A 22,167-nucleotide genomic window follows, 5' to 3' on the forward strand; every position below is an offset into this window, starting at 1 on the left:
CGTGAATCATTGTGTGGCGAAACCGCACAACGCACGTCCTGAAAAATTGATTCATGCAGGAGGTCTAGTGGTGAGTCAGGTAATGGTGTGCTTACACACGATTCATCTGGATTAATAGCGAATGCGAGGATCAACCCAGGCGTTGAGGATGTCAATCAGAATGGAGGCGACCGCCACAATCACCCCAAAGAACACCATAATTCCCTGCACGACTGGATAGTCTCGCGTATCGATAGCCTGGTAAAGCCGATTGGCTAATCCTGGCCAGTTAAACGTAACTTCCGTGAGAATTGCACCGCCCAGAAGCGAGGCGATCGTCAAACCCAACACTGTAATCAGCGGAATTAGAGCATTTTTAAGGGCATGGGCAAAGACAATTCGTCGTTCGGGAATACCTCGCGCACGGGCTGCTTCTACATAATCCGAGCGTAAGGTTTGCTTCAGGTTAACCCGCACGATTCGCTCAAAGATACCGCTGAGCAGAATGCCCAGCGTGAGGCTGGGTAGAACCAGGTGATAGAGCGATGTGAAAAAGGCATCAGGGCGGCCTTGCAGTACGCTATCTAACAGATACAGTCCTGTTGGCCCTTGAGGCGGAGTCATGCTGATGGGAAACCGGGTGCCAATGGGAAACCAACGCAACTGCACCGCAAACAGAAGTTGCAGCAGCATCCCAAACCAGTACATCGGCACGGCGTAGGTAATGATGCCAAACAACCGTCCCCCCGCATCCAGGGGTGTATTAGGCCGCGAAGCCGCAAGCGAGCCAATCAGTACGCCGACAGTGACTGAAACCACCATGCTAATGAGCGTTAACTCCAAGGTGGCGGGGAAATAATTGCGAATGATATTCACTACAGATTGCCCCTGAGTAGTCAGGGACGTACCCAGATCTAAGTGGAGCAGTTTCCACAAATAGGTCAGGTATTGCGTCCACAGGGGAGCGTTCAGGCCCAGCCGCTCTCGCAGGGCTTCTTTCGCGGCATCGGGGGCGCGCGCACCCAGTAGTGAATCGACGGGATCCCCCGGTGTTGCCCGCAGCAGCATGAAGACGACCGTGGCGATAATCCACAGCATCAGCGGGGCCAGAAGCAACCGCGACAGAATGTAATAGCGCAGAGCGCTGGAACGAGAGGACATTACTTCTGAATCTGCCAGAGCAAGAACAGTTGAGTGGGTTCGATGGCTACGTTATTCACACCGGACTGAGCAAAGACGAAATCCTTGTCCTGCCACAGGGGAATGTAGGGAACATCCGCCACCACCAGGTCTTGAAGTTCCTCAAACATCTTATTCCGGGCTTGCGGGTCGCGCTCGGCACGCTGATCTTTCACCAGTTGGTTGGCTTGTTCACTGTAGTAGAAGGAGCCGTTCCCCTGGCTGGCCCCTTTTGTACAGAGTTTTTCGGGGGAGCCTTCATCGCAGGTGACGAAGGGCTGCATGAAGTTATCGGCGTCGTAAAAGTCGGGATACCAGTTGAGCAACACGGTTTGATAGAGGCCGCTATCCACTCCTTTGGAGAGGGTTGCCCGTTCCGCACTTTGAACGCTAACAGTGACCAATCCAGGGAGGGCCGCTTCGATGGATTCCTTCAAGGTGTTGGCAACGATGGAGCGGGTTGTGGAGGCTGAGGGATACCAGATTTCAAATGTGAAGGGTTTGGATTCGGAGTAGCCCGCTTCGGCCAGCAGTTGTTTTGCCAGGTCGAAGTTGCCATCACCATAGGCTTCTTTAAAGCCGGGTTTGTAGATGTCGAAGCTGGTGGGAATCAGGCTATAGAGCGGTGCGGCCTGATTTTGGAAGACGCGATTGTTGATCAGGTTGCGATCGATCATGGCGGCGATCGCCTTCCGTATCGTCAGATCATTGGTCGGCTCGATCTTCTGATTCAGGGTCATGTAGTTGACCACATTGCTACCCGCTTCAATTACCTGCCAGCCGCCCTGTTGAGATTCTCGCTGCAAGCTGGCAACCTGGTCGGGGTCGAGGGTTTGATAGGCGACATCAACGCCCTTGGTTTTGAAGGTGTTGTAGAGGTTCGCGGGGCTGGCAAAGATTTGGATGTCGATGCCCTGATTGGCGGGTTTATCACCCCAGTAGTTTTCGTTCACATCCAGCTTGATGAAGTCGGAACCCAGAGACGCTAGTTTGTAGGGGCCGCTACCGACGAAGGTTTCGGGTTGGAAACTACCTTCAGCAATTTTGTAGGACTTGGGAGAAACGGGGGTGACGCCCCAGAAGGAGAGGACTGAGGGGAACGCCGAAAAGGGGTATTTGAGTTTGAGGGTCAGTTCGTATTCGCCGCTGGCGGTTACAGAGTCAACCAGATCGCTCAGCAGGAAGGAGGGGCCGCCGCCGTTGGTCATGAAGCGATCGATGGAGAATTTCATCACTTCGGCGTTGAAGGGGGTGCCGTCGTGAAGGGTGACGCCTTGCCGCAGGGGAATTTTGTAGGTGAGGCCGTCATCGCTGACGGTGGGCATTTCGGTGGCGAGTTGGGGGGTTAGCTCGGTGGTGCCGGGTTTGTAGGTGTAGAGGCGATCGCCCATGTTGTACATGAGGATGCCGGTGAAGATGGTGTAAGCATCGGCGGGGTCGAGGGTTTCTACTTTTTGGGTTGTGCCCATTGTGATTCGCCCTCCGGTGGTTTGAGCGGCTGGGCTGTTACCCTGTGAGGCGGTGTCTTGGGAGGAGCCGCAGCCGACGATGAGTGCAATACACAATCCGCACAAGCCGACAAATTGGAAGAACCGGCGCCATTGGCGAAGCGAAAAGCCCAACATTTGCGTCATAAGGAGATTAAAGAATTCTAAATGGCGAACCCATTCAGAACTTTATAACGTTTTGGTTGCATGTTGGAAACCCTGCTTGAGGGCGCGTCGCCCCTCAAACTCCCCGACTGGAGGACGGGGTGCCGTCCCCCAGACCCCCTGGCACAAGGAGTTATTGGTGGGAGGTGAATGTGGCGCTTCGCATCGGTGGGTTTTAAATTAGGTTTATGCGCTTGTTTGAAGCGATCGCCCTGAGCCCATACCCCCGGTCCCTCTCCCAGAAGAGGGGAGATCAAGCCGGAAAACCTTTTTAACAACCATTGAGCTGTTTTTCTCCGATCCCCCCTCTCCCAGGAGAGGGGGTTAGGGGGTGTGGGTTAGCCGTTCTTAACCCAGCAACCCCTTCATATGGACATTGGAAAAATAGGGCTTCAGGATTTGGTGCAGGATCTAAGGAGATTTCTGCATAAGAATTTACCCGTGATATTGGTGCTTTGCCTGCTTCGCGGGCAAAGCACCAATATCACGGAGGTAATTTTATTGCTGGAAATCCCCTAAGACAGGCTACTTTTTCTTCTTCTTATCTTTCTTTTTGTCGCTTTTTTCAGTTTTCTCTTCAGCTTTGGGTTTGCCGTCGAGGAAGCCGTTTATCAGGCCGTTGAGGCCGTAAACTTCGCGGGTGCCGACGAGGGTGACGAGGGTGACTTCTTTTTCGTCGCCGGGTTCGAAGCGGACGGCGGTTCCGGCGGGGATGTCGAGGCGCATGCCGCGAGCCTGGTCGCGATCGAAGGAGAGGGCTTTGTTGACTTCGAAGAAGTGGAAGTGGGAACCGACCTGGATGGGGCGATCGCCCGTGTTTGCAACGGTCAACGTGACGGTTTCTCGCCCTGCGTTCAGTTCAATCTCGCCGGGCTCCACAAACAATTCGCCTGGAATCATCGCCTTACTCCTTACATCACATCATTAATGTGGCGGGAAAATTCATTAACGGATGGGGTCGTGTACAGTGACCAGTTTCGTTCCATCGGGGAAGGTGGCCTCGACCTGGACTTCGTGGATCATCTCGGGAATGCCTTCCATGACGTCGTCTCGGGTCAAGAGAGTCGTGCCATGGGTCATCAGTTCAGATACAGTGCGTCCCTCTCGTGCCCCTTCCAAAATGGCAGCGGAAATGTAAGCGACGGATTCAGGGTAGTTGAGTTTCAGTCCTTTTTCTTTGCGGCGTTCAGCTAGGAGCGCAGCAGTAAAAATTAGAAGTTTGTCTTTTTCCTGGGGAGTCAGTTGCATAGTTGTGGTTTCGACGGAGTCGCTAACTGACTATAGAGCCAGTTGGCCAGCGGAAGTAAATAGAGGTAGCACGCGTAGGGAATGAAGCCAGCATCTGTACTCAACACAGTGGCGGGCACCAGCCCCGCAATATTCCAGGGAATTAACGGCGAGATTACAACTACTGTATTTTCCAGGTCAAGGGCTAGAGCTGCATTCCCTGTTGGGCTTTCTTTATATTTCGAGCGCATGAGTTGTTCAGTAAGCAGGATCGCAATGGTCTGGGTGCAGCCAAATGCTGCTGTCCCAACGCCCACCAAGCCAGTCGTCAGGAAGCGGTTACGAGTTCCCGTACGCCGCATCAAAGGTTCCTGAATCGACTCCAGCATTCGGGTTCCGGCAAACAAGCCCACAAAAGCGGTGGAAATCATCACCACCAGGGAAACTTTTGCCATGGATAGCATCCCGCCTCCCAGCAGTAAAGCATCCAGCGAGGTGCCTGTTTCCAGATGAAAGCCCAGGCAGAGGAACTGTAATAGTTGTAGAGGGGAGTGATGTTGGTAGAAAAGGGCGATCGCGATCGCCACTCCCGTACTCAGCAACATCGATCGCTTCACCTCCACCTGGGCCACTGACAAGCCCAAAATCAGCAGCGCAGGCAATAGCAACAACGGCTGAATATGAAATACTCGGTCTAGATCCTGGGGGAGGGACGGGGTGGTTAGATGAATGGGGTGTTGTAGGGATAGTGCCAGGTAGATCAGTGACGATACCAGCAGAGATACTCCAGAGGTGCGCCACATGCGCTTCAGGTTGCCGTAAAGATTCGTGCGGGTAATGGTGGCGATGAGCAGGGCACTGGAGGACATGGGAGAGCAGCGATCGCCTACATAGGCTCCCGCAATTACTGCCCCTGCCAACAGATGCGGGTTTAAATCACTGCCCTGGGCCATCGTCATCAATGCCAGGCCGATGGTGCCGACTGTCCCGAAGGAGGTGCCGATCAACAAGGACACCCCACTGGTGAGCCAAAAAGCCATCAGCAGAAAGGTGTGGGGATGAATCCATTGCAAGCCGTAGTAAACCAACGCTGGCACCGTTCCTGCTGCCATCCAACTGGCGATCACCAGACCAATCAACAACAACACACTCAGCACCGGAAAGGCCCGCTGAATCCCCTCCACGCCAAATCGAAACAGTGTCTTTAGGGCAAAACCCCGATGCCAACAAAGCCCGACAAAAATTGCCAGAGCCACCCCCAACGGATAGGCAATAAAAACTCCCTTAAGGGAACTAAACAGCAGCAAAAGAAAGGAGAGAATCAGGGCAAGCAGCAGATCCATCGCAGCCTTCCAGGGATTCAGGATATAAATGTCAGCCTAGACTGCCTGCTCCGTTGAATCAAAATAATCGATAGATACGTCCCATCGAATTCCTCGATAGCCACAAACTGGGGGACGAGGTGTAGGGTATAGGAACCTCATCCACTCCTGCCCATCCACTCATCTGCCCCTTTTCTCTGTCTCCTGCCTATGAGTGCCGAAACTCGCATCAAAATCTCCCAACTCCGTGCCTTCATCACCGTGGCCCAACACGGTAACTTTAGTGAAGCCGCTCTGGATCTGGGCTTGTCGCAATCGACCGTGAGTTATGCGATCGCCGCCCTCGAAGAAGAACTGGGGGTCGTTCTGTTGAACCGGGGGCGTCACGGTGCAGCGCTGACTCCCTGCGGTCAGGAGATTTTGCCGGAAGCTCAGCAGATGATGAGGTTGGTGGAGACGATTCATCATAAGGCCAACCGCAATCGTGGCTTACAGGGAGGTGAAGTGCGCATCGCGACCCCTCGCAGTGTGGCGACTCATTTGCTGCCGAAGGTTATCGCGCAGTTTCGCGATCGCTTCCCTGAGGTCAGCATTTCCATTACCGAGTATCCCTACTACACCACCGTCACCGAGGCAGTACGAGAGGGCCAGGCCGACATCGGCTTTACGCTATTGCCCATTGAGGATGGTCTGGAAACTCAAACGGTTTTTCAGGATGAATTCGTCGTGCTCCTCCCTCCGGGCACCCTTAGAGGCGACGAAGAACTGACCTGGCAACGCTTGGGCCAAATGTCTCTGATTATGACCCCGGTGGCTCCTCCCCACCGCCATGCGCGCACGATTCTAGAGCACATTTCTCGCTTCGGGCAGAAACCGACGATTGCCTACGAAGTGCAGCAAGACTCTACAGTGATCAGCATGGTGCATCAAGGTTTAGGCGCTTCGGTTATGGCTCGCCTGGCGGCTGAACCTATACCATCTGATATTCAAGTGAGGAGTTTGCCAGAGCCGTTGTCGCGGGCGATCGCGATCGTCACGGCCGAAGGTGCCCTGCTATCCCAAGGAACGTTTGCATTTCTCGACCAGTTACGGGTAGCCCTGCCTACCTGGCAAGCATCGCCAATACAAACCCTTTCACCTTCCTAAAAAACAAGACTTACGCAGTTACAGCGCTTTACGCTTAAAATCTGGTTTTTTGTGAGAGCCGCGCACCGCACGGCTCTCACAAAAAACCAGATTTTAAGCGCTTGGAAAAACGCATTGATGTTGTGTGGTGTGCGTCGCACACCACACAACATCAATGCTGAACTCAAAACACCCGGTGTCTGTCATCTACAAAACCCTTTCCCTCCAATTACGCCTTGCTATTGCGCACGGCATACTCACAGGCACGCGCCGTAATCGCCATCTCTGTCAGCGTTGGATTCTGCCAACCTGCTGAAGGCCAGCAGGCCCCATCTACTACCAACAAATTGGAGGACTCCCAGCACTGGTTATAGGGATTTAGCACCGAGTTTTGAGGAGACGTTCCCATTCGCGCCCCACCCAACTCATGCACATAAAAGCCGGGAGGGGTACCCGTCATCGACTTATCCTCAATCCAGCGTAAGGGCGCACCCATCAGGGGGGCCCGGAACAACTCCGGCAATTCTAAGCACTGCCCGCCCGCCTTGTCCACCAGCGTCTCAATCTGTTCCAGCATGTGAACCCGCATCCGGTGTTCGTTATCGGTCCACGACACATCGATGTGAGGCACCGGAATCCCCCAGGCATCCACCATGCGACCATCCAGGCGCACCCGGTTGTCGTACTGCGGCAACACCTCCCCATGTCCCACCAGGAAGCCGATCGCCTGATTCCCCACTCGACTCACAAGGCCAGGAATGGCCACTCGCTGAATCCCGCCCCACAATCCATAGCCTCGCAAAAACGATTCCTGCTGAGAGCCGAGATTGCTGAAGCGCGGTACAAAGAAGCTGTCACAACCTGATAAATCGAACGCATGGGCAGGTTGCTGAAACTCGGGCAGGGTGAAGAAGCGCATGGTGGAAATGTGGTCGGTCACATAGCGCCCCAGCAGGCCGGATTCGTTGGCTAAACCCCCTGTTTGATACTGCTCGGTCGAGTGCAATAGAATCCGCACCGATTCCAACGTGGAAGCACACAGCACAACAAGACGAGCCTGCACCTCATGGGCCGTGTGAAGGGTGCGATGGATGTATCCCACTCCTCGCGCTTGCCGCGTATTCGGATCAAACACAACGTGGCTGACCACGGCATCGGGTTGTATCGTTACCTTTCCTGTTTGCAACGCGGCTTTCAAAGACGAGCCCAGGCTAGAGGAGCGGGGCCAAATATTTTCTGGGGTGGGGCGATGGAGGCCAAAACCGCGAGACACGATGAGGGCGCGATCGCCCCCCTGCTCCACGACATCCTTAAAATAAAGTTCTGCTGGCGTCAGTGAAGCAGGAGCCGCATAAGGGCCATCCGGCAACTGCGGCAGACTATCCCGTGCCCCTTTCACTTCAAAAAAACGCTCCAGACGCTCGTAGTAAGGAGCCAGTTCATCATGGGACAGCGGCCAGTCCTCGCCAAATCCATCCTGGCTGGCAGATTTGAATTCATAATCCGACAGACGAAGCGTGATGCCGCCCCAGGTCAGGCTGCGACCTCCCACCTGTCGCCCCCGAATCCAGGAGAAGGGGCGATCGCCCGGTGTTGTATAAGGGTTCTCTTTTTCGTTAACAAACAGGGTTGGATTTGCTTTCCAGTAGCCTGGATGCAATGCCTGGTAAGACTGCTGCCGAGTTGCCAGGTTTTGAGCCCGCAGTACGCTATCTCGGACAATATTGGGCACCGCCACATCAGGAGTGCGCTGTGGCCCCGCGTCTAATACGAGAACCGTTAAACCGCGTTCGCTCAATTCCTTGGCGGCTACCCCTCCGGTCGCCCCGGCACCCACCACAATGGCATCGTATTCAGGAGAGGACATAGGATTCATGGATAGTGGCGATCGCCTGCTGACTAACAATGTGAAATCTGCCATGGCTCAAAACCATCGCTCAATCACTAGTCAGCCATTATCCTATGGATGCGACATCCTGCAACGATTGGGCAGGCGGTTTGGGATTAACCCACCTCTTCACCAGGAATCGTTTCGACTTCAGCGTTAGCAGCCTGCACCCAGGCTTCGATGTCGCGATCGCCCTGTACAGTCTCTGCATAGGTCTGCTCGACCGTACCCAGGGAAACGCCATAGGTGACGAAGCGAAAGACGACGGGAGCATAAAAGGCATCGGCAATGGAAAAAGCGCCAAAGAGCCAGGGGCCTGTGCTGCCGTATTGCTCCCGACATTCGCGCCAGAGGGTGGTGACGCGGGTAATATCCTGTTCCAGAGCGGGAGTGCTGGAAACATGGCGATCGCGTGCCCGAATATTCATCGGTAGCGATTGCCGCAGGGTCGCGAAGCCGGAATGCATCTCAGCGGTGATAGAGCGGGCGATCGCTCGGGTCTGTGGGTTTTCGGGCCAGAGGGTATGGTTGGCGTGGGTTTCATTGAGGTACTCGGCGATCGCTAGAGAATCCCAAATCAATAGATCTCCATCTCGCAAAACCGGGACTCGACGGCTGGGCGAGTAGGTTTCGATATTAGCTTCAAACTCGGGAGTGTCCAGAGGAATGCGCTTCTCCTCAAAATCCAAACCTGCTTTTCGGGCGACCAACCAGGCTCGTAGCGACCAGGACGAGTAATTCTTGTTGCCAATGACCAACAGCGGTTTCACCATATCCTTATCCTTCGTCGCGTTCGTTAGGACAGGAGCGCTTGGGATCTAGTGCTCTCACTCGCTCCTGTCCTAATTGCTGAAAGGGTCATTTTTTCGTGCGCGAAGCGCACGAAAAAATGACTTTAAAACAGACACTAAAGCATGAAAAGGTTGTAATTTTCTGGCCGCTGGATACGGAAAGCAACCTTTTCAAAAAATCCCAGAACAAACCAATTCTGCAACTTCTTAACGGCTGCTAGGGAGTAGAGGTTTTACTAGCAAGAACCCTGCGCCGAAAGCTGTCGCAATAATGCCAATAACAATGAGCCAGAGCCAGAGCCCGTTGATGTCACGGGAACTGGAACCCTGGCTGGGAGTGAATGCGGGAATAGGCTGACTTGTCAGCAAAGGATTGGTGCTGTCGTCCGAATCAGGCAGATAGGACGAGGAGGATGCGGGTGATGTTGCTGCTCGATGGGGTCGAATTTGGGCTGCCAGAGCTTCAGCCTGAGTCCGGGCTGCATCAGAGGGAAAGCTTTGCAGAACATTACCCGCTGGAACCGTTCCGCCTGGCATGTATTGCTGCAACGTCAGCGCTGTCTGTACCAGCCGCTCCATGTCTTGCCGCATCTGTTGATTTTGCTGTGTTAGCTGCTGGTTTTGACCATGGAGGGAATCCAGCATCGCTTTGGTGGCTTGTAACTCCGCCGCCAACTCTCGATAGACCTTGAGAGGAACCGTTGCAGCACCCGAGGCATTCTGATTAGGGCCACCAATAGGATTGGTAGGCAGGGAGTTGGAACCCGAAGATGGTTTCATTCTGAGATGTTGAAGGTAAGTCTGCTTTGATGCCTACAAATATAGGTCTGAACGGCAAAAACGGGGATATCTTTTCAAAGCATTGTTATAAATTTTGTCTTCTAGTTCGGTGTTTTTCAGCACTTCCCATTTCGAGCTTTAGAGGCGAGAGTTCGTGCCCATCGGGCACTCTCTCGCCTCTAAAGCTCGAAAACCAATTGTTCCATGCAAGTCGTTTCTAGGCTTGATGCCAGCAATTCTCATTTTGAAATCAGGCCCGAGAACCGCGCGCCTTTGGCGCGCGGTTCTCGGGCATCAAAGCCAAGAGTTCACGCCCGTAGGGCGTGAACTCTTGGCTTTGATGCCCATACTGAGAATTGCTGGCTTGATGCCCAGAAGGATAATTTTCTGTGCAACATGACAGAAAATTATCCTTCTGGACTTTCGTTGGAGAGGGGAGAGGAGTCATGGACGGTTCCGTGCACCATAACCCAACAACACAGCTAGGATCTGCTTGAAAGGGATGTTTTTCGTGCAGGAAGTACACGAAAAACATCCCTTTCAGCCAGCTTTAAAACCCGGTTAGAAGACCGCCAGGTGGATTACAGTGAAGGCAGATTCGATTTGGGATGGTCAAGGCCGTTATGGGTAACGAGATGAACGAGATGGAGCAGGGCTGGTTGTGGAGATGGCGAGGCCGCCTATCTTCCCTTCTAGCCCTGCTTTTGGTGGTGCTGGTGGTTGCCTTACAAGGGTGCAGCTCTGCCCTACTTCAGAAGGAATCTGCCCACATTCCGCGTCTGGTTAGCAGCGACCTGAGCGATCCCAAAACCTTCAACAGCGTTATGAGCCAAGAAGCCAACGCAGCTCTGGGTCTGATGTATGAGGGGCTGGTCTTCCAGAATGGCATTACCGGAGAGCTGGAGCCGGGGATTGCAGAATCCTGGGAAGTTTCTGAGGATCAGCAGCGCATTGTCTTCACGCTGCGCCCGGATGTGCGCTGGTCGGATGGAGAGCCCTTGACCGTAGACGATGTCGTCTTCAGTTTTAACGATCTCTATTTCAACGAAAAAATTCCCAGTGGGGAGCGCGATATTCTACGGATTGGTGCCAAGGGTGTGTTTCCCCGGGTGACAAAGGTGGGCGATCGCCAGGTCGAGTTTTACGCCCCTGAACCTTTTGCCCCTCTACTCCGCTACGGCGGAGGCATCCCAATCCTGCCCAAGCACGCTCTGGAACAGTACGTCAAAACCACGGATGAGAAAGGTAATCCCAAATTCCTCTCTATCTGGGGCACCGAAACTCCTCCTGAGCAAATCGTTTCCAATGGGGTTTTTCGTTTGGCCCGCTATCAACCGGGGGAACGTACCATCCTGGAACGCAACCCCTATTACTGGCGAAAAGATGGTTCAGGTAACTCCCAACCCTATATTGAACGGTTTGTGTTGCAAATTGTCGAATCCCTTGATACCAGCCTGGTTCAGTTTCGATCTGGGGGTTTGGATGTCCTATCAGTTCCCGCCAATTACTTTGCTCTGGTGAAGCGAGAGGAAAAACGGGGTAACTTTACCGTCTATAACGGTGGGCCTGCCCTCACGACGACATTTCTAACCTTTAACCTCAATCGGGGCAGCCGCAACGGTAAACCTCTGGTGAATCCAATTAAATCGCGCTGGTTTAATACGCTGGAGTTTCGGCGGGCGATCGCCCACGCCATTGATCGTCCCAGCATGATCAACAGCATCTACCAGGGGCTTGGCGAACCTCAAGACTCGCCCATTTACAAGCAAAGCCCCTATTACTTATCCCCCGAACAGGGGTTGCCAGTGTACGACTATGATCCCGAGAAGGCGAAAGCTCTTTTACAGGAAGCCGGGTTTAAGTACACCCCGAAAGGGCAATTACAGGATGCAGAGGGTAACCCAGTGCGCTTCACCCTGATTACTAACGCGGGTAACAAGATCCGCGAAGCAATGGGAGCCCAGATTAAGCAGGATCTAGCCAAGATCGGTATTACAGTGGACTTTCAACCGATCGCGTTTAATACTCTGGTCGCCAAACTGTCAGATTCACTGGATTGGGAAGCCCACATTCTTGGCTTTGTCGGCGGAAGCGGTGTCGAACCCGATGGCGGGCGTAACGTTTGGGCCGTCAATGGTACCCTCCATGCCTTTAACCAGGATGCCACGGGCGGAGACCCGCTCGAAAACCGCGTGGTTGATGATTGGGAACAACAAATCAACGATCTGTACGTGCAGGGTAGCCAGCAGTTGGATGAAGCAAAGCGCCGGGAAATTTACGCCGAAACCCAACGTTTAGCTCAGGAATATTTGCCTTTTATCCATCTGGTTAACCCTCTCTCACTATCGGCTGTGCGCAATGACATCGAAGGCGTTAAGTTCTCAGCTCTGGGCGGTTCTCTATGGAACGTGTACGAGTTAAAGATTGATCGTTAACAACCTTATGTAGGGTGATTGAATGCACCGTACATAACGTCAATATGATCGTTAGAGAGACTGGATCTTGAATCTAGCCTCTCAAAACATATTCAGAGTATTGATAAACTGGCGATCGCCCCCAATACCCGCATAATAGAGTCTGACCAAATGGAAGGCTTAACAACTCCCTGACTCGTATCCACCGTTTTCTCAAAGATGACCCATACCCTTGCCTTACGCGATCGCATCATCGTTCCCCTCGATGTCCCCAGCGAAGCAGAGGCGATCGCCCTGCTCGATCGCCTTCCTGATGTCAGTTTCTGGAAAGTAGGCCTGGAACTCTTCGTCAGCACTGGCCCCACCCTTCTCACGGAACTTCAGAACCGGGGCAAGCGCATTTTCCTTGACCTCAAATTCCACGACATTCCCAACACCATGGCCGGAGCCTGTCGTGCCGCTGGACGCTATGGTGTAAATTTACTCACCGTCCATGCCACTGCCGGAAAAGCCGCCCTCACTGCTGCGGTAGCGGCCGCTGCTGAAGGAGCCGCCGAAGCCGGATGCAACCCTCCGGCCGTGATTGCCGTCACGGTTCTTACCAGTATCGATTCTCAGGCTCTTGCCTTCGAGTTAAAGGTGCCCCTCGAATTACCCGACTACGCCCTACAAATGGCTCTGTTAGCGCAAACCAGTGGTCTCAGCGGCATCGTCTGCTCACCCAAAGAGGCCAGCCAGATCCGCGATGTATGCGGCGGAGATTTTCTACGGGTATGTCCGGGAGTACGACCTGCATGGGCTGAAGCGGGAGATCAGCGGCGATCGCTCACGCCCTCTGCCGCTTTCCAGGCTGGAGCCAGCTATCTGGTCATCGGTCGTCCCATAACAGCAGCCCCTGACCCCGCCGCTGCCTTCGCCCGCATCTGTAATGAATTGGAAGCTTAAATTCCTACCCATACCCATGCCCCTTTTCCCATGGTTCTGGATGCCAAAGACAAAATTTGACCTCTTCATCCATGGGTTGAGGATGGGAATGGCTGTGGGGCTACTAAACGGGATGGCTGGGGTTGCGATCGCCGGCTCATCCCAGTGCTCCAATGACTTAGCAACCCTCATGCCCGCTCTGTTGGATGCCCTACCCAGCTATGCTAATCGGGTGATCCAGCGATCGCGGCTATCGGAGCGCCAGGATGATATTTCTGGCTACATTCTCTTAACCAGTGCCCCCGACTTTGATCCGTTGCCCTTAGAAGGAGAAGGCCCTGACTCGGCTGATTCCCTTGACGGTGATGTGCAGCAAGTCTTCTTTACCACTCTTGAGCGGCAGTACGGTATCAGCGGCTTTCGGCGCATCCAGGCCCATCACTGGCTGTTTATGGTGCCTACCCAGCAAGGCTGGCAGTTGGCCCTCATGCAAACCAGCATTGAAAATTATCCCAGCAGCTATCTTCCCCCCGAGCCCCCTCGAGACAGTAGCAATGGTGTCGTAGCCCAGGCCATTCGTCTCTGGTTACGAGACTGTCAGGCTGGAGCCCTGGTCGTTGATCGTTAATGCAGTAGTCATATCAAACCCGGTTGAAGCGTAATATGCAGTGGTGCGGCACCTTGCGCAGCATGTACTCAGTTTTTTGGGTGTGATGTGTTTCAAATACTGTACTTATAGCAATCAATACTCTGGACAGTTTTTCTGAAACCCTTGATTTTGCGTGCGCTTCGCGCACGCAAAATCAAGGGTTTCAGAAAAACTGTCCGAACTAATGAGCAATGTGTAAGTGCATTAAGTACGGTGGTATGGGGCACGGAGTGCCCCATACCACCGTACTTAATCAATGCGCACAGCACTATATAGCGCTGTGCGCCCTCCTCAAAAACGCCCTTAGTCCAAATTTGAAGCGATATTTAGACAGCAGATAGTGTGTAGTGCCTGGCCACACACTATCTGCTGCCATTAACAGCGCCTTAGATGAATAACTTCTGCATATTCAGTGACATAGGCCAATTCTTCGCATAGATTTGGAGAGATTTTATTCACCTGGGTTTCCGCGTCAGCAGATCAGGGAACCCTCAATTTCAAGTGCGTGAGAGCTAATTAGACGTTCATGAATCAGAAATTTTGTGCATCCCGCTCTAGCTTTTTTTGGCTGACATCCTTAAGTATGGTGGGTCTTGCAGGGATGATCGTGCCTGCCGGTGCCCAGGCTGACCCTCCCCCACAACCAGCAGACCCCATCCCATTACCGCTAACTCTGTCCCTGAATAAACCCACGTTCCCGAAAGCAACATCTCCCACCGACGAGAACTTACTCCCCTCTGCCACGTTCATCAGTTCCACCACCTCTGAAGCAGAATTACCTCATCTGGAGGCTTATCTAGAAACACAACCTTCTGATGCGGCAGGTGATTTGGCACCGGTAACACCGTCGTCAGATGAACTGGCCCAAAGTGGCAGTACCGAGGACTCCCAACCAACTCGCGTTGCTCAGACCTCCGACACCTTTGGTCAACCTGGGCTTCCTGGCGTTTTTCGTGAAGCGCGTGAGGATATTGATTCACCGACCTTCTCGCTGTTCAATTGGCTCGCCCCAACGAGCGCCCTCCGAGGGCCAGAAAGGCGTCGTGTCGTATCGACCTCCATCAAGACAACAGGGTTGGCCCTCGTAGGGAGTTTTGTCACACCCCTTGGTGCCAACACTCACGCAGGTCTTGTGGTAGAAGCCGGGACCAGTATCCTCGCTTTTGACCTGGGGTTTATCAGCGCTACCGAGCAACCTCGCTCTGGGTTTGGCGCAAATATCTTTGGGCAACGTTCCCACCTGGGCACCTACGTCAACGGCGACAACGAGATTGATTTGCCCAACGGAGATACTGCCTGGATCCATCGCTTAGGCGGTGGAGTGGAATATTACCGTCCCTTTGCTGACAACCTTGAAACCGCCATTGGCGTTTCCTACCAGCGCGTCTCTGTGCGAGATGATTTCTTCTCGGACAATATCTTTGCAGAAGACGACGAAGGCAATGCTCTGACCGTTGACTCCGATGGGATCGATGACCTGCTTACCCTCAACTTTGCAGCAACCTACGATACCCGCAACAACTCTGACCTAACGACCAGCGGTAGCCTTGCACGCTTTGGGATCAACCAGGGCTTCAACCTTGGCGAGGAAGACAACGCTTACACCCAAGTGATGGGGTATTACACCCAGTACATTCCCGTGAATTTCTTTGGGTTTGATGAAGGTCCACAGGTTCTCATCCTGAATGTGCAAGGGGGAATAGGCTTAGGGGATGTCCCCTCTTATGAAGGCTTTAATCTGGGCGGTCGTACCTCGGTCCGGGGCTACTCCGGCGGGGAAATTAGCACCGCGGCCAGCTTCTTCCAGGCCACAGCCGAGTATCGCTTCCCTGTAGCCCAATTCCGCTTCCGTGAAGATTCCGTTCGGATGCGTGGTCTTCTATTTGCCGACTATGCCACTGACTTTGGCACGGCTGATCAAGTCATCGGCCAGCCCGCGGAGGCCCGTGATAAACCTGGCGATGGCTTCGGCTTTGGTGTGGGCCTCCATACCACTGTGGGTAATTTCTACAACCGCTTTGAACTCGGCATTGCCGATAGCGGCGATGTCGATGTGATTTTTACCTTTGGCGATCGCTTCTAGTTCCCAGCCCGTACTACAGTTGATTTTTCGTGCCTCTCGGCACGAAAAATCAATCCATAACAAAATCGCAGATTTTTTTTGAAAAAGCGTACACAACGACGCACTCCGTATGGTAATTTAATAAAGCGGTGGCAAGGGCGCCTCAATAAAGAGTCGCTTGACTGCTCCGAAAAAACGGCTCAGTAGCTCAGTGGTTAGAGCAGGGGACTCATAAGCCCAAGGTCGCAGGTTCAAATCCCGCCTGAGCCATCAAGAAAAGTAAAGCCAGATGAGGGTTTCAGCCATTCATCTGGCTCTTTTAATGGGTGTAAAATATCCCAAAATAGACGGCTTTACACCCGAAATTTAGATCAAATTTAGTTCAGTGCTAGACGAGATTAACGTGAAGCGCATTTAAGAATGTGATCACAGACGCATGTAAGTTTGTGATCACATTTCTAAATGCGTATAACGGCTTTCTATTCAACTTGGAGTAGAAGCTCCAGCTTTGTAAAGGTTTCGGTCAAGCTTCTATGGACCGTTTCTGCCCAATATGTTTTTGGGTTGAAAAAGCCTGGTTAAACGTGAGCGATCGCCCTTACCTGTTTTCCCGCTGCAACTGTCCACCAATCCGCCATTCCTGAGCAATTAATCCAGACCACAGCAGAAATGCAACAAGAGTCAAGCCAGCAACGGCATCAAGCAAAATGGAACCATGCATCTTGACGGACATAGGCACGACCATTGGGTACAGGTAATGCACGGGACTTGAAAGGCTGGTGATGGAGTACACGCTGAGAATTAGGTAAGCCACTCCAAAGTTACTTCTGGTATAGAGCCAATAGCCCAACAAGCCTGCAGGAGTCATCGCTGCAACCGTGGCAAAAATCCCCGATGGTGTAATCCAATCTGGGCCTGGGTACTGCTCCAGAAACAAGGCATTATCGGTGTAGTGAAACCATGTTGAAGCAATATTCAGGGCCAGAATCGCCAGGAGAACCCGTTGAGAGGATTTCTGAGGAAGCATAATCATGTTCTAGAACAGCTTTCCTGAGATTCTAGCGAGCAGAACACTATATTGCCTTTGGCGCGCGGTTCTCGGGCCTGATTTCAAAATGAGAATTGCTGTTTTTATATCAATTCAAATAACATCAACAAACGTACGTTCAACTTGGCGGAAATAAACAATACCGGTAATGAGTAAAGTGACAACCAGCAGTAGTGACAGACAAAACCCTGGTAAGTAAAGCGATGCTTCGCCACCGAGAATAGCCCAACGAAACCCATCAATCACGCCTACCATCGGGTTGAGCGAATAAATTAGACGCCACTGAGCAGGGACAATACTGCTGCTAAAACCTACTGGAGAAATATACAAGCCGAATTGCACGATGAACGGAACGATGTAGCGAAAGTCTCGGTATTTTACATTTAATGCAGCAAGCCACAAACCAGTTCCCATCGCGGCAGCAAAGGCGATCGCCACAAACAAAGGTAACGTTACAATTCGCCAACTTGGGACAAAGTTGTACCAGGCCATCAACCCGAGCAGGATCATGCCTGACACTAAAAAATCAACAAAACTAACGATGACCGCACTAGTCGGGATAATCAAGCGAGGAAAATAAACTTTTGAAAGAAGGTTCGCATTACCAATTAAGCTATTGCTGCATTCCGACAACGCACTGGAAAAAAATTGCCAGGGCAACATCGCAGCAAATACCAAAATTGGATAAGGGGCTCCTCCGGACGGCAGCTTCGCCAATTTCCCAAACACAACGGTAAACACAATCATTGTCAAGAAAGGCCGGATCAAGGCCCAGGCCATGCCGATCGCTGTCTGCTTGTAACGCACCAGAATATCGCGCCAGGCCAGAAAGTAGAACAGTTCCCGGTAACGCCACAAATCTTGCCAATACTGATACTCAGTCCGTCCCGCCGTAATGATCAGCTCATTAGAAGCGGATGAGGCTGGATGGCGTTGCGATCGCATAGACAAATACCAGTATTACGGTGGGACAAACCATCAATCTGAAATGCCGAAGCATTGGATGTAGGCAGAGAACAGGCAGCCTCATTGCCCGCGAATGTTAGGGGCAAGTTGTCGTCCCTATATCGATTGCAGGGGCACCGCTACCGGGCAGGCTTTTTCCATGCAAGTTAATCAAGCAGATTGGATTGATTGCTCAGCCTACCCAGCACATTCCACTGAATCCTTCAAGCCTTACCAGACTCGTCGGACGCGGGCCTGTTCAAAGTTCTCTTCCCATTGCTGATTAGCAGAATCCAAAACCCCATCGGCTTGATCTATCAGTTCTTCTAGATGGTCACAAGGGTTATATCCTGCCAGATGGGCTTCGGGCTCGTCGGTCTGGTATAGAGCCAGGCAGGCTTCGTAGGTATCGCCAATTTCATCAGCCAGTCCGCCTGCAGCCTGAATTGTATCGGCCCCAGTGGGTATCCCGGAGTAATCGACCGGAAATGGATAGATGACATCAGGGCTAGCCCCGGTGACATCGGATTGGTTTGTCACCTGGGCAATCGCTCCAGGAGCACCCATTGCCCCCAGGATCAGGATGGCGATCGCCCCCATCATCGGTTGCAGATAATGAGAGTGAGACATAGAGATATGGGTTGGTTTCATGGTTCTTCCCGAGAAATGCAGTTAGAAGCGGAACGAAACGCCTGCACCCAGCACCAGACGAGGATTGTCACCCGCCCCGGCTACATCCCGCAATGCAGGAGTAATCACCAGAGGAAAGTCACGGAACGGCGTAATGGACAGCCCCAGCGCCAAATCTTGCCCCGTCCATTCCACAATTGCACTCACCGGCTGCGCTATCCGGACAGCGGCACTCCCAAATACACCGATGGTATCGTTGTCATCCTCAATATCCTCAACGGTACGGAAGCGTCCACTACCTACCCCTGCCGTTAGAGCAACCCGACTGAACGGATCATTAATGTCAGGTGTGGTTCGAGCCACATAGGTCACCGCACCATAGAGGCTGTCCTCAAAATCCACCGGGTCATCCCCCGTGATCAAAAAACCTTCCCAACCAGCGGCAATACTCCAGTTATCCCCTAACCGGCGGTGAATCTTCGCGTTGAAGCCCCCCGCACCAAAATCTCGATTGGCCCCAAAACTGGCCAGGGTATAGGACAGTTGAACGCCAACTGCCTCATCGGCATCTCCGAGGCCAATCCCAATATTTGCAGAGGCATCTGCTTCGTCATTGTCGCGCACGCTGGTTTGGAAGCCAAATCCGAAAAAGCCGATTCCATCATCCGCCCCATAACCCGAAGGCACCGCAATGGTGATCGCCGGAGAGCCTTCATAGACATCACCAAATTCGGGGGGCGGTTCGTTAATATTCCGGAGGCGATCTTGCAGGTCTTCAATGTCCTCCTGGGATGGAACCTCCTGCTTATTATCAGCCGTGACCGTAATAGGAGTTCCATCATCTAGTAAGGTATCGGCATCCTGTTGCGTGTTTTGGGCCATTACCTCTACCAACGTTTGAGGCACCGTCTCAGGGGGAGCGATCGCCGTAGCCGTTGAACTCACGCTCACAGGAGAGGCTACGGCTTCCGGCACCGTTTGGAGATCGGGGGGGGCAGGTTGTGCCAGTGATGTTTGAAGGGGCTCAATCTCAGTATCAGAGGCTTCCTGTTCACCATCCTGTGGGGAAACGGTGGAGGCGACCGAAGGTGCTTCCGGAGAGCTCGTTGCTGCCAGTAATGATAATTTCTTGGAGGACTCCCCTACAACCAAAGATTCAGGCTCTGTTATTGCGACAGAGGGAAGTGCCGAAATTGCGACCAGATCGTCAGCATCCTCAGTAGTTATGCTGACGTCAACAGGCGCCGAATTTGGTGTTTCAGCGGGACTGGCGATCGCCGTAGAGGATAACTCCTCTGCGGACAGCAGAGCCAGGGTACAAAGAGCCACTGTCGAAGCGCGCATAGCCTTACCGTCCAAAGATGGGAAAACACAAGCTATCTGTTGTTACATCGAAAACCTTAATGGTCAGGATAGAACGATAATTAGGTTGTATTTTTTTAGAAAAGCGCGGCAAAAAAAACTCCGAATTGGCGTTTTTTGGGCGATCGCTCTTTTTCTATAAAGACCAGTTAAAGAAGAGGCTTCTGCAAGCGATGTGTTATATGTGACACATCGCTTGCAGAAGCCTCCGCATACCGTCATTCAAATTCTTGTAGTACTGGGTCAGGCCGCTCCTGGCGTGGCATCTTTGCCTGCCGTCAATCGCTGGCTGATCCAACTTGTCACGATGTGGGATAGCAATCCCATTGGCCCAGCAAATAAACACAGCACCAGCGAGTGCAGTGTCCATACGCCAGTACGCTGGCCTTCCAGATAAATCCAGCGGCCCACAAACAAATCCATGACGAGAAAATGCACCCACCCTGTTGCAGCAATATGCTCATTGGAAAACAAACGCGCAATATCAGCCAGTTGAGTACTGGTAAACGCCTGAGCTGTTTCAGGATCCAGTGCCGTAATGAACAGGTAGAGGTACAACCCGGCTAGTGCCACAAACGGCAGAAAAGACGCCATTACCTGGCGAGTTACCCCCCAATTGGGCAGGAAAATCATCAACGCCCAAAACGGTAGAACAAACAGATTGGCAGCATTAAACAGAAAATCCAGGTTCATAGGGCAACTAGAAAGACATCAGACCGACAAGCGGTCATTTTTCCTTCAAGTGTATAGCAATGTGCAAGTGCGTTAAGTACAGCAACGGTGGTGTGGGCGCGAAGTGCCCCACACCACCGTACTTAATCAACGTGCACAGCGCTATATAGCAGTTGCCAAACATCTAGACCCGCTGGGTTCTGGTTCAACATGGGTATGGGGCTGGATGAAATGAGCTACCTATGCCTATTCCACCCAGCCGGAAAGTTATAGCAGTTATTTTTTGTACGCGATCGCGTACAAAAAATAACTGCTATAACAGGCTCCATCAACCCATGAACCGGGCGATCGCCCCCCATAACAGAACGGGAAACCTAATATAGAACATAATCCCTAACCCTGAAAATCTACTTCCAAGCTTCATGGTACTTAGCCTGGTCAGCACAATCTTATTAGGAGGCCTTGCATTCTGGTGGGGCACTCGGACGGGGCATTGGCTACTGCGGCGTGGGGCAACGGCCCGCGACTTATTTCAGGGGCGGAATTGGCTCTCCGTCGTTTTTTTGGGGTTGTACATTGGCATGATGTTGCTGGTGCTGTACGCCCCCCAATGGAATTGGTTGCCGCTGGAATGGCGCGTGTATGGCATGCGTGTGACCTGGACTGCCATGCGGGTGATTCTGCTGGGTGTCTGTGGGGTTGGCTTTATCGTGACCTGGTACACCCTTCGCAAGCAGGTGTTGGCGATCGCCCTCATTGGGGTGTTGGGGCTGGCTAGCTTTACCACCGCTGAAAACTATCTACTTGAACCGATCTACAGCACCTTGCAGGACAACTTATTGCCCAACGGAGTGTATCAGCAAACCTCTACCAGCAGTTGTGCCGCCGCCGCAATGGCGACTGTCATGCGACGTTGGGGCATTGATGCCCCTGAGTCACGGGTTGCCAAATTGGCGGAAACCAGCCGGATGGGCACGACCATGCCACAGCTCATTGTGGCTGCTCGTGAATTGGGGCTGGATGGGGTAGAAGTGAACAACACCACCTGGAAGCAAATGCAGCGCATCAATCGCCCAGGAGTGCTGGCAAGTTGGTTGATTAGCAACAATGGGCGACGCAAATCCCCTCATGCGATCGGCCTTCTGGAAATTAGTGATACCAATGCTGTGATTGCAGATCCCGCCTGGGGTCGAGTCTACTTCCTGGCCCCCGATGAACTCGCTCATATTTGGCGCAAGGAATACGTTCCCTTCTTCCGCCCCGAAGCCATCAACCTCAGTCCTCAACAGGTGCAAGATTATCTACAGCGCTCAGGTTATCTGACCCCTGGGTCAGGAGATGTGACCGCAGCACTCAAGCAATTCCAATCCGACTTTGCGGTGCGTCAGACCGGCGAGGTCGATTCCATCACAGCATTGCTGCTCAGCGGTCCCTTTATAGAAAATGCCCCTCGTTTGGACCGAACTGAGTCAGTTCAACCTAAATAAGGAGATTTCTGAGAAACAATATCCCCATTAT

19 protein-coding genes and 1 tRNA gene are annotated in these 22,167 nt (G+C 52.7%); 7 read left to right on the forward strand and 13 right to left on the reverse strand.

Annotated elements, in window-relative coordinates; translation table 11 throughout:
- Positions 1–111: 111 nt before the first annotated feature.
- From NDI52_RS11550 to NDI52_RS11570, 5 genes are all read right to left on the reverse strand, one after another.
- A complete protein-coding gene (locus tag NDI52_RS11550; protein ID WP_190772609.1) occupies positions 112–1,140 on the reverse strand; it encodes an ABC transporter permease in 1,029 nt (342 codons plus the stop codon).
- Positions 1,140–2,792, reverse strand: coding sequence for an ABC transporter substrate-binding protein (locus NDI52_RS11555; protein WP_199307929.1), 1,653 nt, complete (start codon positions 2,790–2,792; stop codon positions 1,140–1,142). Before NDI52_RS11555 ends, NDI52_RS11550 begins: the two co-directional genes overlap by 1 nt.
- A gap of 543 nt (positions 2,793–3,335) precedes the next feature.
- Positions 3,336–3,710, reverse strand: coding sequence for an urease subunit beta (locus NDI52_RS11560; RefSeq protein ID WP_190772610.1), 375 nt, complete (start codon positions 3,708–3,710; stop codon positions 3,336–3,338).
- 45 nt (positions 3,711–3,755) lie between these two features.
- On the reverse strand, positions 3,756–4,058 hold the full coding sequence (gene ureA / locus NDI52_RS11565) for an urease subunit gamma (RefSeq protein WP_190772611.1): 303 nt from the start codon (positions 4,056–4,058) through the stop codon (positions 3,756–3,758).
- Complete coding sequence (locus tag NDI52_RS11570) at positions 4,049–5,380, reverse strand: Na+/H+ antiporter NhaC family protein (protein WP_190772612.1); 1,332 nt, start codon at positions 5,378–5,380, stop codon at positions 4,049–4,051. The genes ureA and NDI52_RS11570 overlap by 10 nt, the downstream gene beginning before the upstream one ends.
- 189 nt (positions 5,381–5,569) lie before the next feature.
- On the opposite strand from NDI52_RS11570, the gene NDI52_RS11575 reads away from it, so the two are divergent.
- Entirely contained in the window at positions 5,570–6,505 is a 936-nt protein-coding gene (locus NDI52_RS11575; RefSeq protein ID WP_190772613.1) for a LysR family transcriptional regulator, read from the forward strand.
- A gap of 208 nt (positions 6,506–6,713) precedes the next feature.
- Here NDI52_RS11575 and NDI52_RS11580 read toward each other — a convergent pair whose 3' ends face one another.
- From NDI52_RS11580 to NDI52_RS11590, 3 genes are all read right to left on the reverse strand, one after another.
- On the reverse strand, positions 6,714–8,405 hold the full coding sequence (locus NDI52_RS11580) for a GMC family oxidoreductase (RefSeq protein ID WP_242035878.1): 1,692 nt from the start codon (positions 8,403–8,405) through the stop codon (positions 6,714–6,716).
- An 83-nt stretch (positions 8,406–8,488) separates the two neighbouring features.
- Entirely contained in the window at positions 8,489–9,145 is a 657-nt protein-coding gene (locus NDI52_RS11585; RefSeq protein ID WP_190772614.1) for a glutathione S-transferase family protein, read from the reverse strand.
- 225 nt (positions 9,146–9,370) lie between these two features.
- On the reverse strand, positions 9,371–9,943 hold the full coding sequence (locus tag NDI52_RS11590) for a hypothetical protein (protein WP_190772615.1): 573 nt from the start codon (positions 9,941–9,943) through the stop codon (positions 9,371–9,373).
- Positions 9,944–10,551: 608 nt separating this feature from the next.
- Between NDI52_RS11590 and NDI52_RS11595 the strand changes: the two genes are divergently transcribed.
- The 5 genes from NDI52_RS11595 to NDI52_RS11615 all read left to right on the forward strand — a co-directional run bounded on the left by NDI52_RS11595 (position 10,552) and on the right by NDI52_RS11615 (position 16,262).
- A complete protein-coding gene (locus NDI52_RS11595) occupies positions 10,552–12,378 on the forward strand; it encodes an ABC transporter substrate-binding protein (RefSeq protein WP_242035877.1) in 1,827 nt (608 codons plus the stop codon).
- 198 nt (positions 12,379–12,576) lie between these two features.
- Complete coding sequence (gene pyrF, locus NDI52_RS11600) at positions 12,577–13,302, forward strand: orotidine-5'-phosphate decarboxylase (protein WP_190771513.1); 726 nt, start codon at positions 12,577–12,579, stop codon at positions 13,300–13,302.
- A 40-nt stretch (positions 13,303–13,342) separates the two neighbouring features.
- The gene (locus NDI52_RS11605; RefSeq protein WP_190771514.1) at positions 13,343–13,909 is read left to right on the forward strand and encodes a hypothetical protein; all 567 of its coding nucleotides are present in this window, start codon (positions 13,343–13,345) and stop codon (positions 13,907–13,909) included.
- A gap of 547 nt (positions 13,910–14,456) precedes the next feature.
- Positions 14,457–16,013, forward strand: coding sequence for a BamA/TamA family outer membrane protein (locus NDI52_RS11610; protein ID WP_190771515.1), 1,557 nt, complete (start codon positions 14,457–14,459; stop codon positions 16,011–16,013).
- 176 nt (positions 16,014–16,189) lie between these two features.
- Positions 16,190–16,262: transfer RNA gene (locus NDI52_RS11615), tRNA-Met, on the forward strand.
- A gap of 328 nt (positions 16,263–16,590) precedes the next feature.
- On the opposite strand, the gene NDI52_RS11620 is transcribed toward NDI52_RS11615, so the two are convergent.
- From NDI52_RS11620 to NDI52_RS11640, 5 genes are all read right to left on the reverse strand, one after another.
- Positions 16,591–17,025 (reverse strand): hypothetical protein, encoded by a 435-nt coding sequence (locus NDI52_RS11620; RefSeq protein ID WP_190771516.1) that lies wholly within the window; start codon positions 17,023–17,025, stop codon positions 16,591–16,593.
- A 108-nt stretch (positions 17,026–17,133) separates the two neighbouring features.
- Entirely contained in the window at positions 17,134–17,985 is an 852-nt protein-coding gene (locus tag NDI52_RS11625; protein WP_190771517.1) for an ABC transporter permease, read from the reverse strand.
- Between the two features lie 231 nt (positions 17,986–18,216).
- Positions 18,217–18,615 carry a hypothetical protein gene (locus tag NDI52_RS11630; protein WP_348256399.1) on the reverse strand — a complete coding sequence of 133 codons (399 nt, stop codon included), beginning with the start codon at positions 18,613–18,615 and terminating at the stop codon, positions 18,217–18,219.
- A gap of 42 nt (positions 18,616–18,657) precedes the next feature.
- A complete protein-coding gene (locus NDI52_RS11635) occupies positions 18,658–19,959 on the reverse strand; it encodes a hypothetical protein (protein WP_190771519.1) in 1,302 nt (433 codons plus the stop codon).
- 261 nt (positions 19,960–20,220) lie between these two features.
- Positions 20,221–20,670: an ABA4-like family protein gene (locus tag NDI52_RS11640; protein ID WP_190771520.1), complete on the reverse strand. Its 450-nt coding sequence runs from the start codon at positions 20,668–20,670 to the stop codon at positions 20,221–20,223.
- Between the two features lie 401 nt (positions 20,671–21,071).
- Here NDI52_RS11640 and NDI52_RS11645 point away from each other — a divergent pair, with 401 nt between their 5' ends.
- Positions 21,072–22,136, forward strand: a complete 1,065-nt coding sequence (locus NDI52_RS11645; RefSeq protein ID WP_190771521.1) for a cysteine peptidase family C39 domain-containing protein — start codon at positions 21,072–21,074, stop codon at positions 22,134–22,136.
- Positions 22,137–22,167: the final 31 nt, after the last annotated feature.

Origin of the sequence: Leptolyngbya sp. PL-A3, from assembly GCF_039962325.1 — a bacterium.
GTDB lineage: Bacteria > Cyanobacteriota > Cyanobacteriia > Elainellales > Elainellaceae > Vacuolonema.

What these genes read in the sequence shown, in the direction of transcription:
- NDI52_RS11550 (WP_190772609.1), bottom strand. Translation starts at nt 1,140, where the DNA reads ATGTCCTCTCGTTCCAGCGCTCTGCGCTATTACATTCTGTCGCGGTTG.
- NDI52_RS11555 (WP_199307929.1), bottom strand. Translation starts at nt 2,792, where the DNA reads ATGACGCAAATGTTGGGCTTTTCGCTTCGCCAATGGCGCCGGTTCTTC.
- NDI52_RS11560 (WP_190772610.1), bottom strand. Translation starts at nt 3,710, where the DNA reads ATGATTCCAGGCGAATTGTTTGTGGAGCCCGGCGAGATTGAACTGAAC.
- ureA (WP_190772611.1), bottom strand. Translation starts at nt 4,058, where the DNA reads ATGCAACTGACTCCCCAGGAAAAAGACAAACTTCTAATTTTTACTGCT.
- NDI52_RS11570 (WP_190772612.1), bottom strand. Translation starts at nt 5,380, where the DNA reads ATGGATCTGCTGCTTGCCCTGATTCTCTCCTTTCTTTTGCTGCTGTTT.
- NDI52_RS11575 (WP_190772613.1), top strand. Translation starts at nt 5,570, where the DNA reads ATGAGTGCCGAAACTCGCATCAAAATCTCCCAACTCCGTGCCTTCATC.
- NDI52_RS11580 (WP_242035878.1), bottom strand. Translation starts at nt 8,405, where the DNA reads ATGGCAGATTTCACATTGTTAGTCAGCAGGCGATCGCCACTATCCATG.
- NDI52_RS11585 (WP_190772614.1), bottom strand. Translation starts at nt 9,145, where the DNA reads ATGGTGAAACCGCTGTTGGTCATTGGCAACAAGAATTACTCGTCCTGG.
- NDI52_RS11590 (WP_190772615.1), bottom strand. Translation starts at nt 9,943, where the DNA reads ATGAAACCATCTTCGGGTTCCAACTCCCTGCCTACCAATCCTATTGGT.
- NDI52_RS11595 (WP_242035877.1), top strand. Translation starts at nt 10,552, where the DNA reads ATGGTCAAGGCCGTTATGGGTAACGAGATGAACGAGATGGAGCAGGGC.
- pyrF (WP_190771513.1), top strand. Translation starts at nt 12,577, where the DNA reads ATGACCCATACCCTTGCCTTACGCGATCGCATCATCGTTCCCCTCGAT.
- NDI52_RS11605 (WP_190771514.1), top strand. Translation starts at nt 13,343, where the DNA reads ATGCCAAAGACAAAATTTGACCTCTTCATCCATGGGTTGAGGATGGGA.
- NDI52_RS11610 (WP_190771515.1), top strand. Translation starts at nt 14,457, where the DNA reads ATGAATCAGAAATTTTGTGCATCCCGCTCTAGCTTTTTTTGGCTGACA.
- NDI52_RS11620 (WP_190771516.1), bottom strand. Translation starts at nt 17,025, where the DNA reads ATGATTATGCTTCCTCAGAAATCCTCTCAACGGGTTCTCCTGGCGATT.
- NDI52_RS11625 (WP_190771517.1), bottom strand. Translation starts at nt 17,985, where the DNA reads ATGCGATCGCAACGCCATCCAGCCTCATCCGCTTCTAATGAGCTGATC.
- NDI52_RS11630 (WP_348256399.1), bottom strand. Translation starts at nt 18,615, where the DNA reads ATGTCTCACTCTCATTATCTGCAACCGATGATGGGGGCGATCGCCATC.
- NDI52_RS11635 (WP_190771519.1), bottom strand. Translation starts at nt 19,959, where the DNA reads ATGCGCGCTTCGACAGTGGCTCTTTGTACCCTGGCTCTGCTGTCCGCA.
- NDI52_RS11640 (WP_190771520.1), bottom strand. Translation starts at nt 20,670, where the DNA reads ATGAACCTGGATTTTCTGTTTAATGCTGCCAATCTGTTTGTTCTACCG.
- NDI52_RS11645 (WP_190771521.1), top strand. Translation starts at nt 21,072, where the DNA reads ATGGTACTTAGCCTGGTCAGCACAATCTTATTAGGAGGCCTTGCATTC.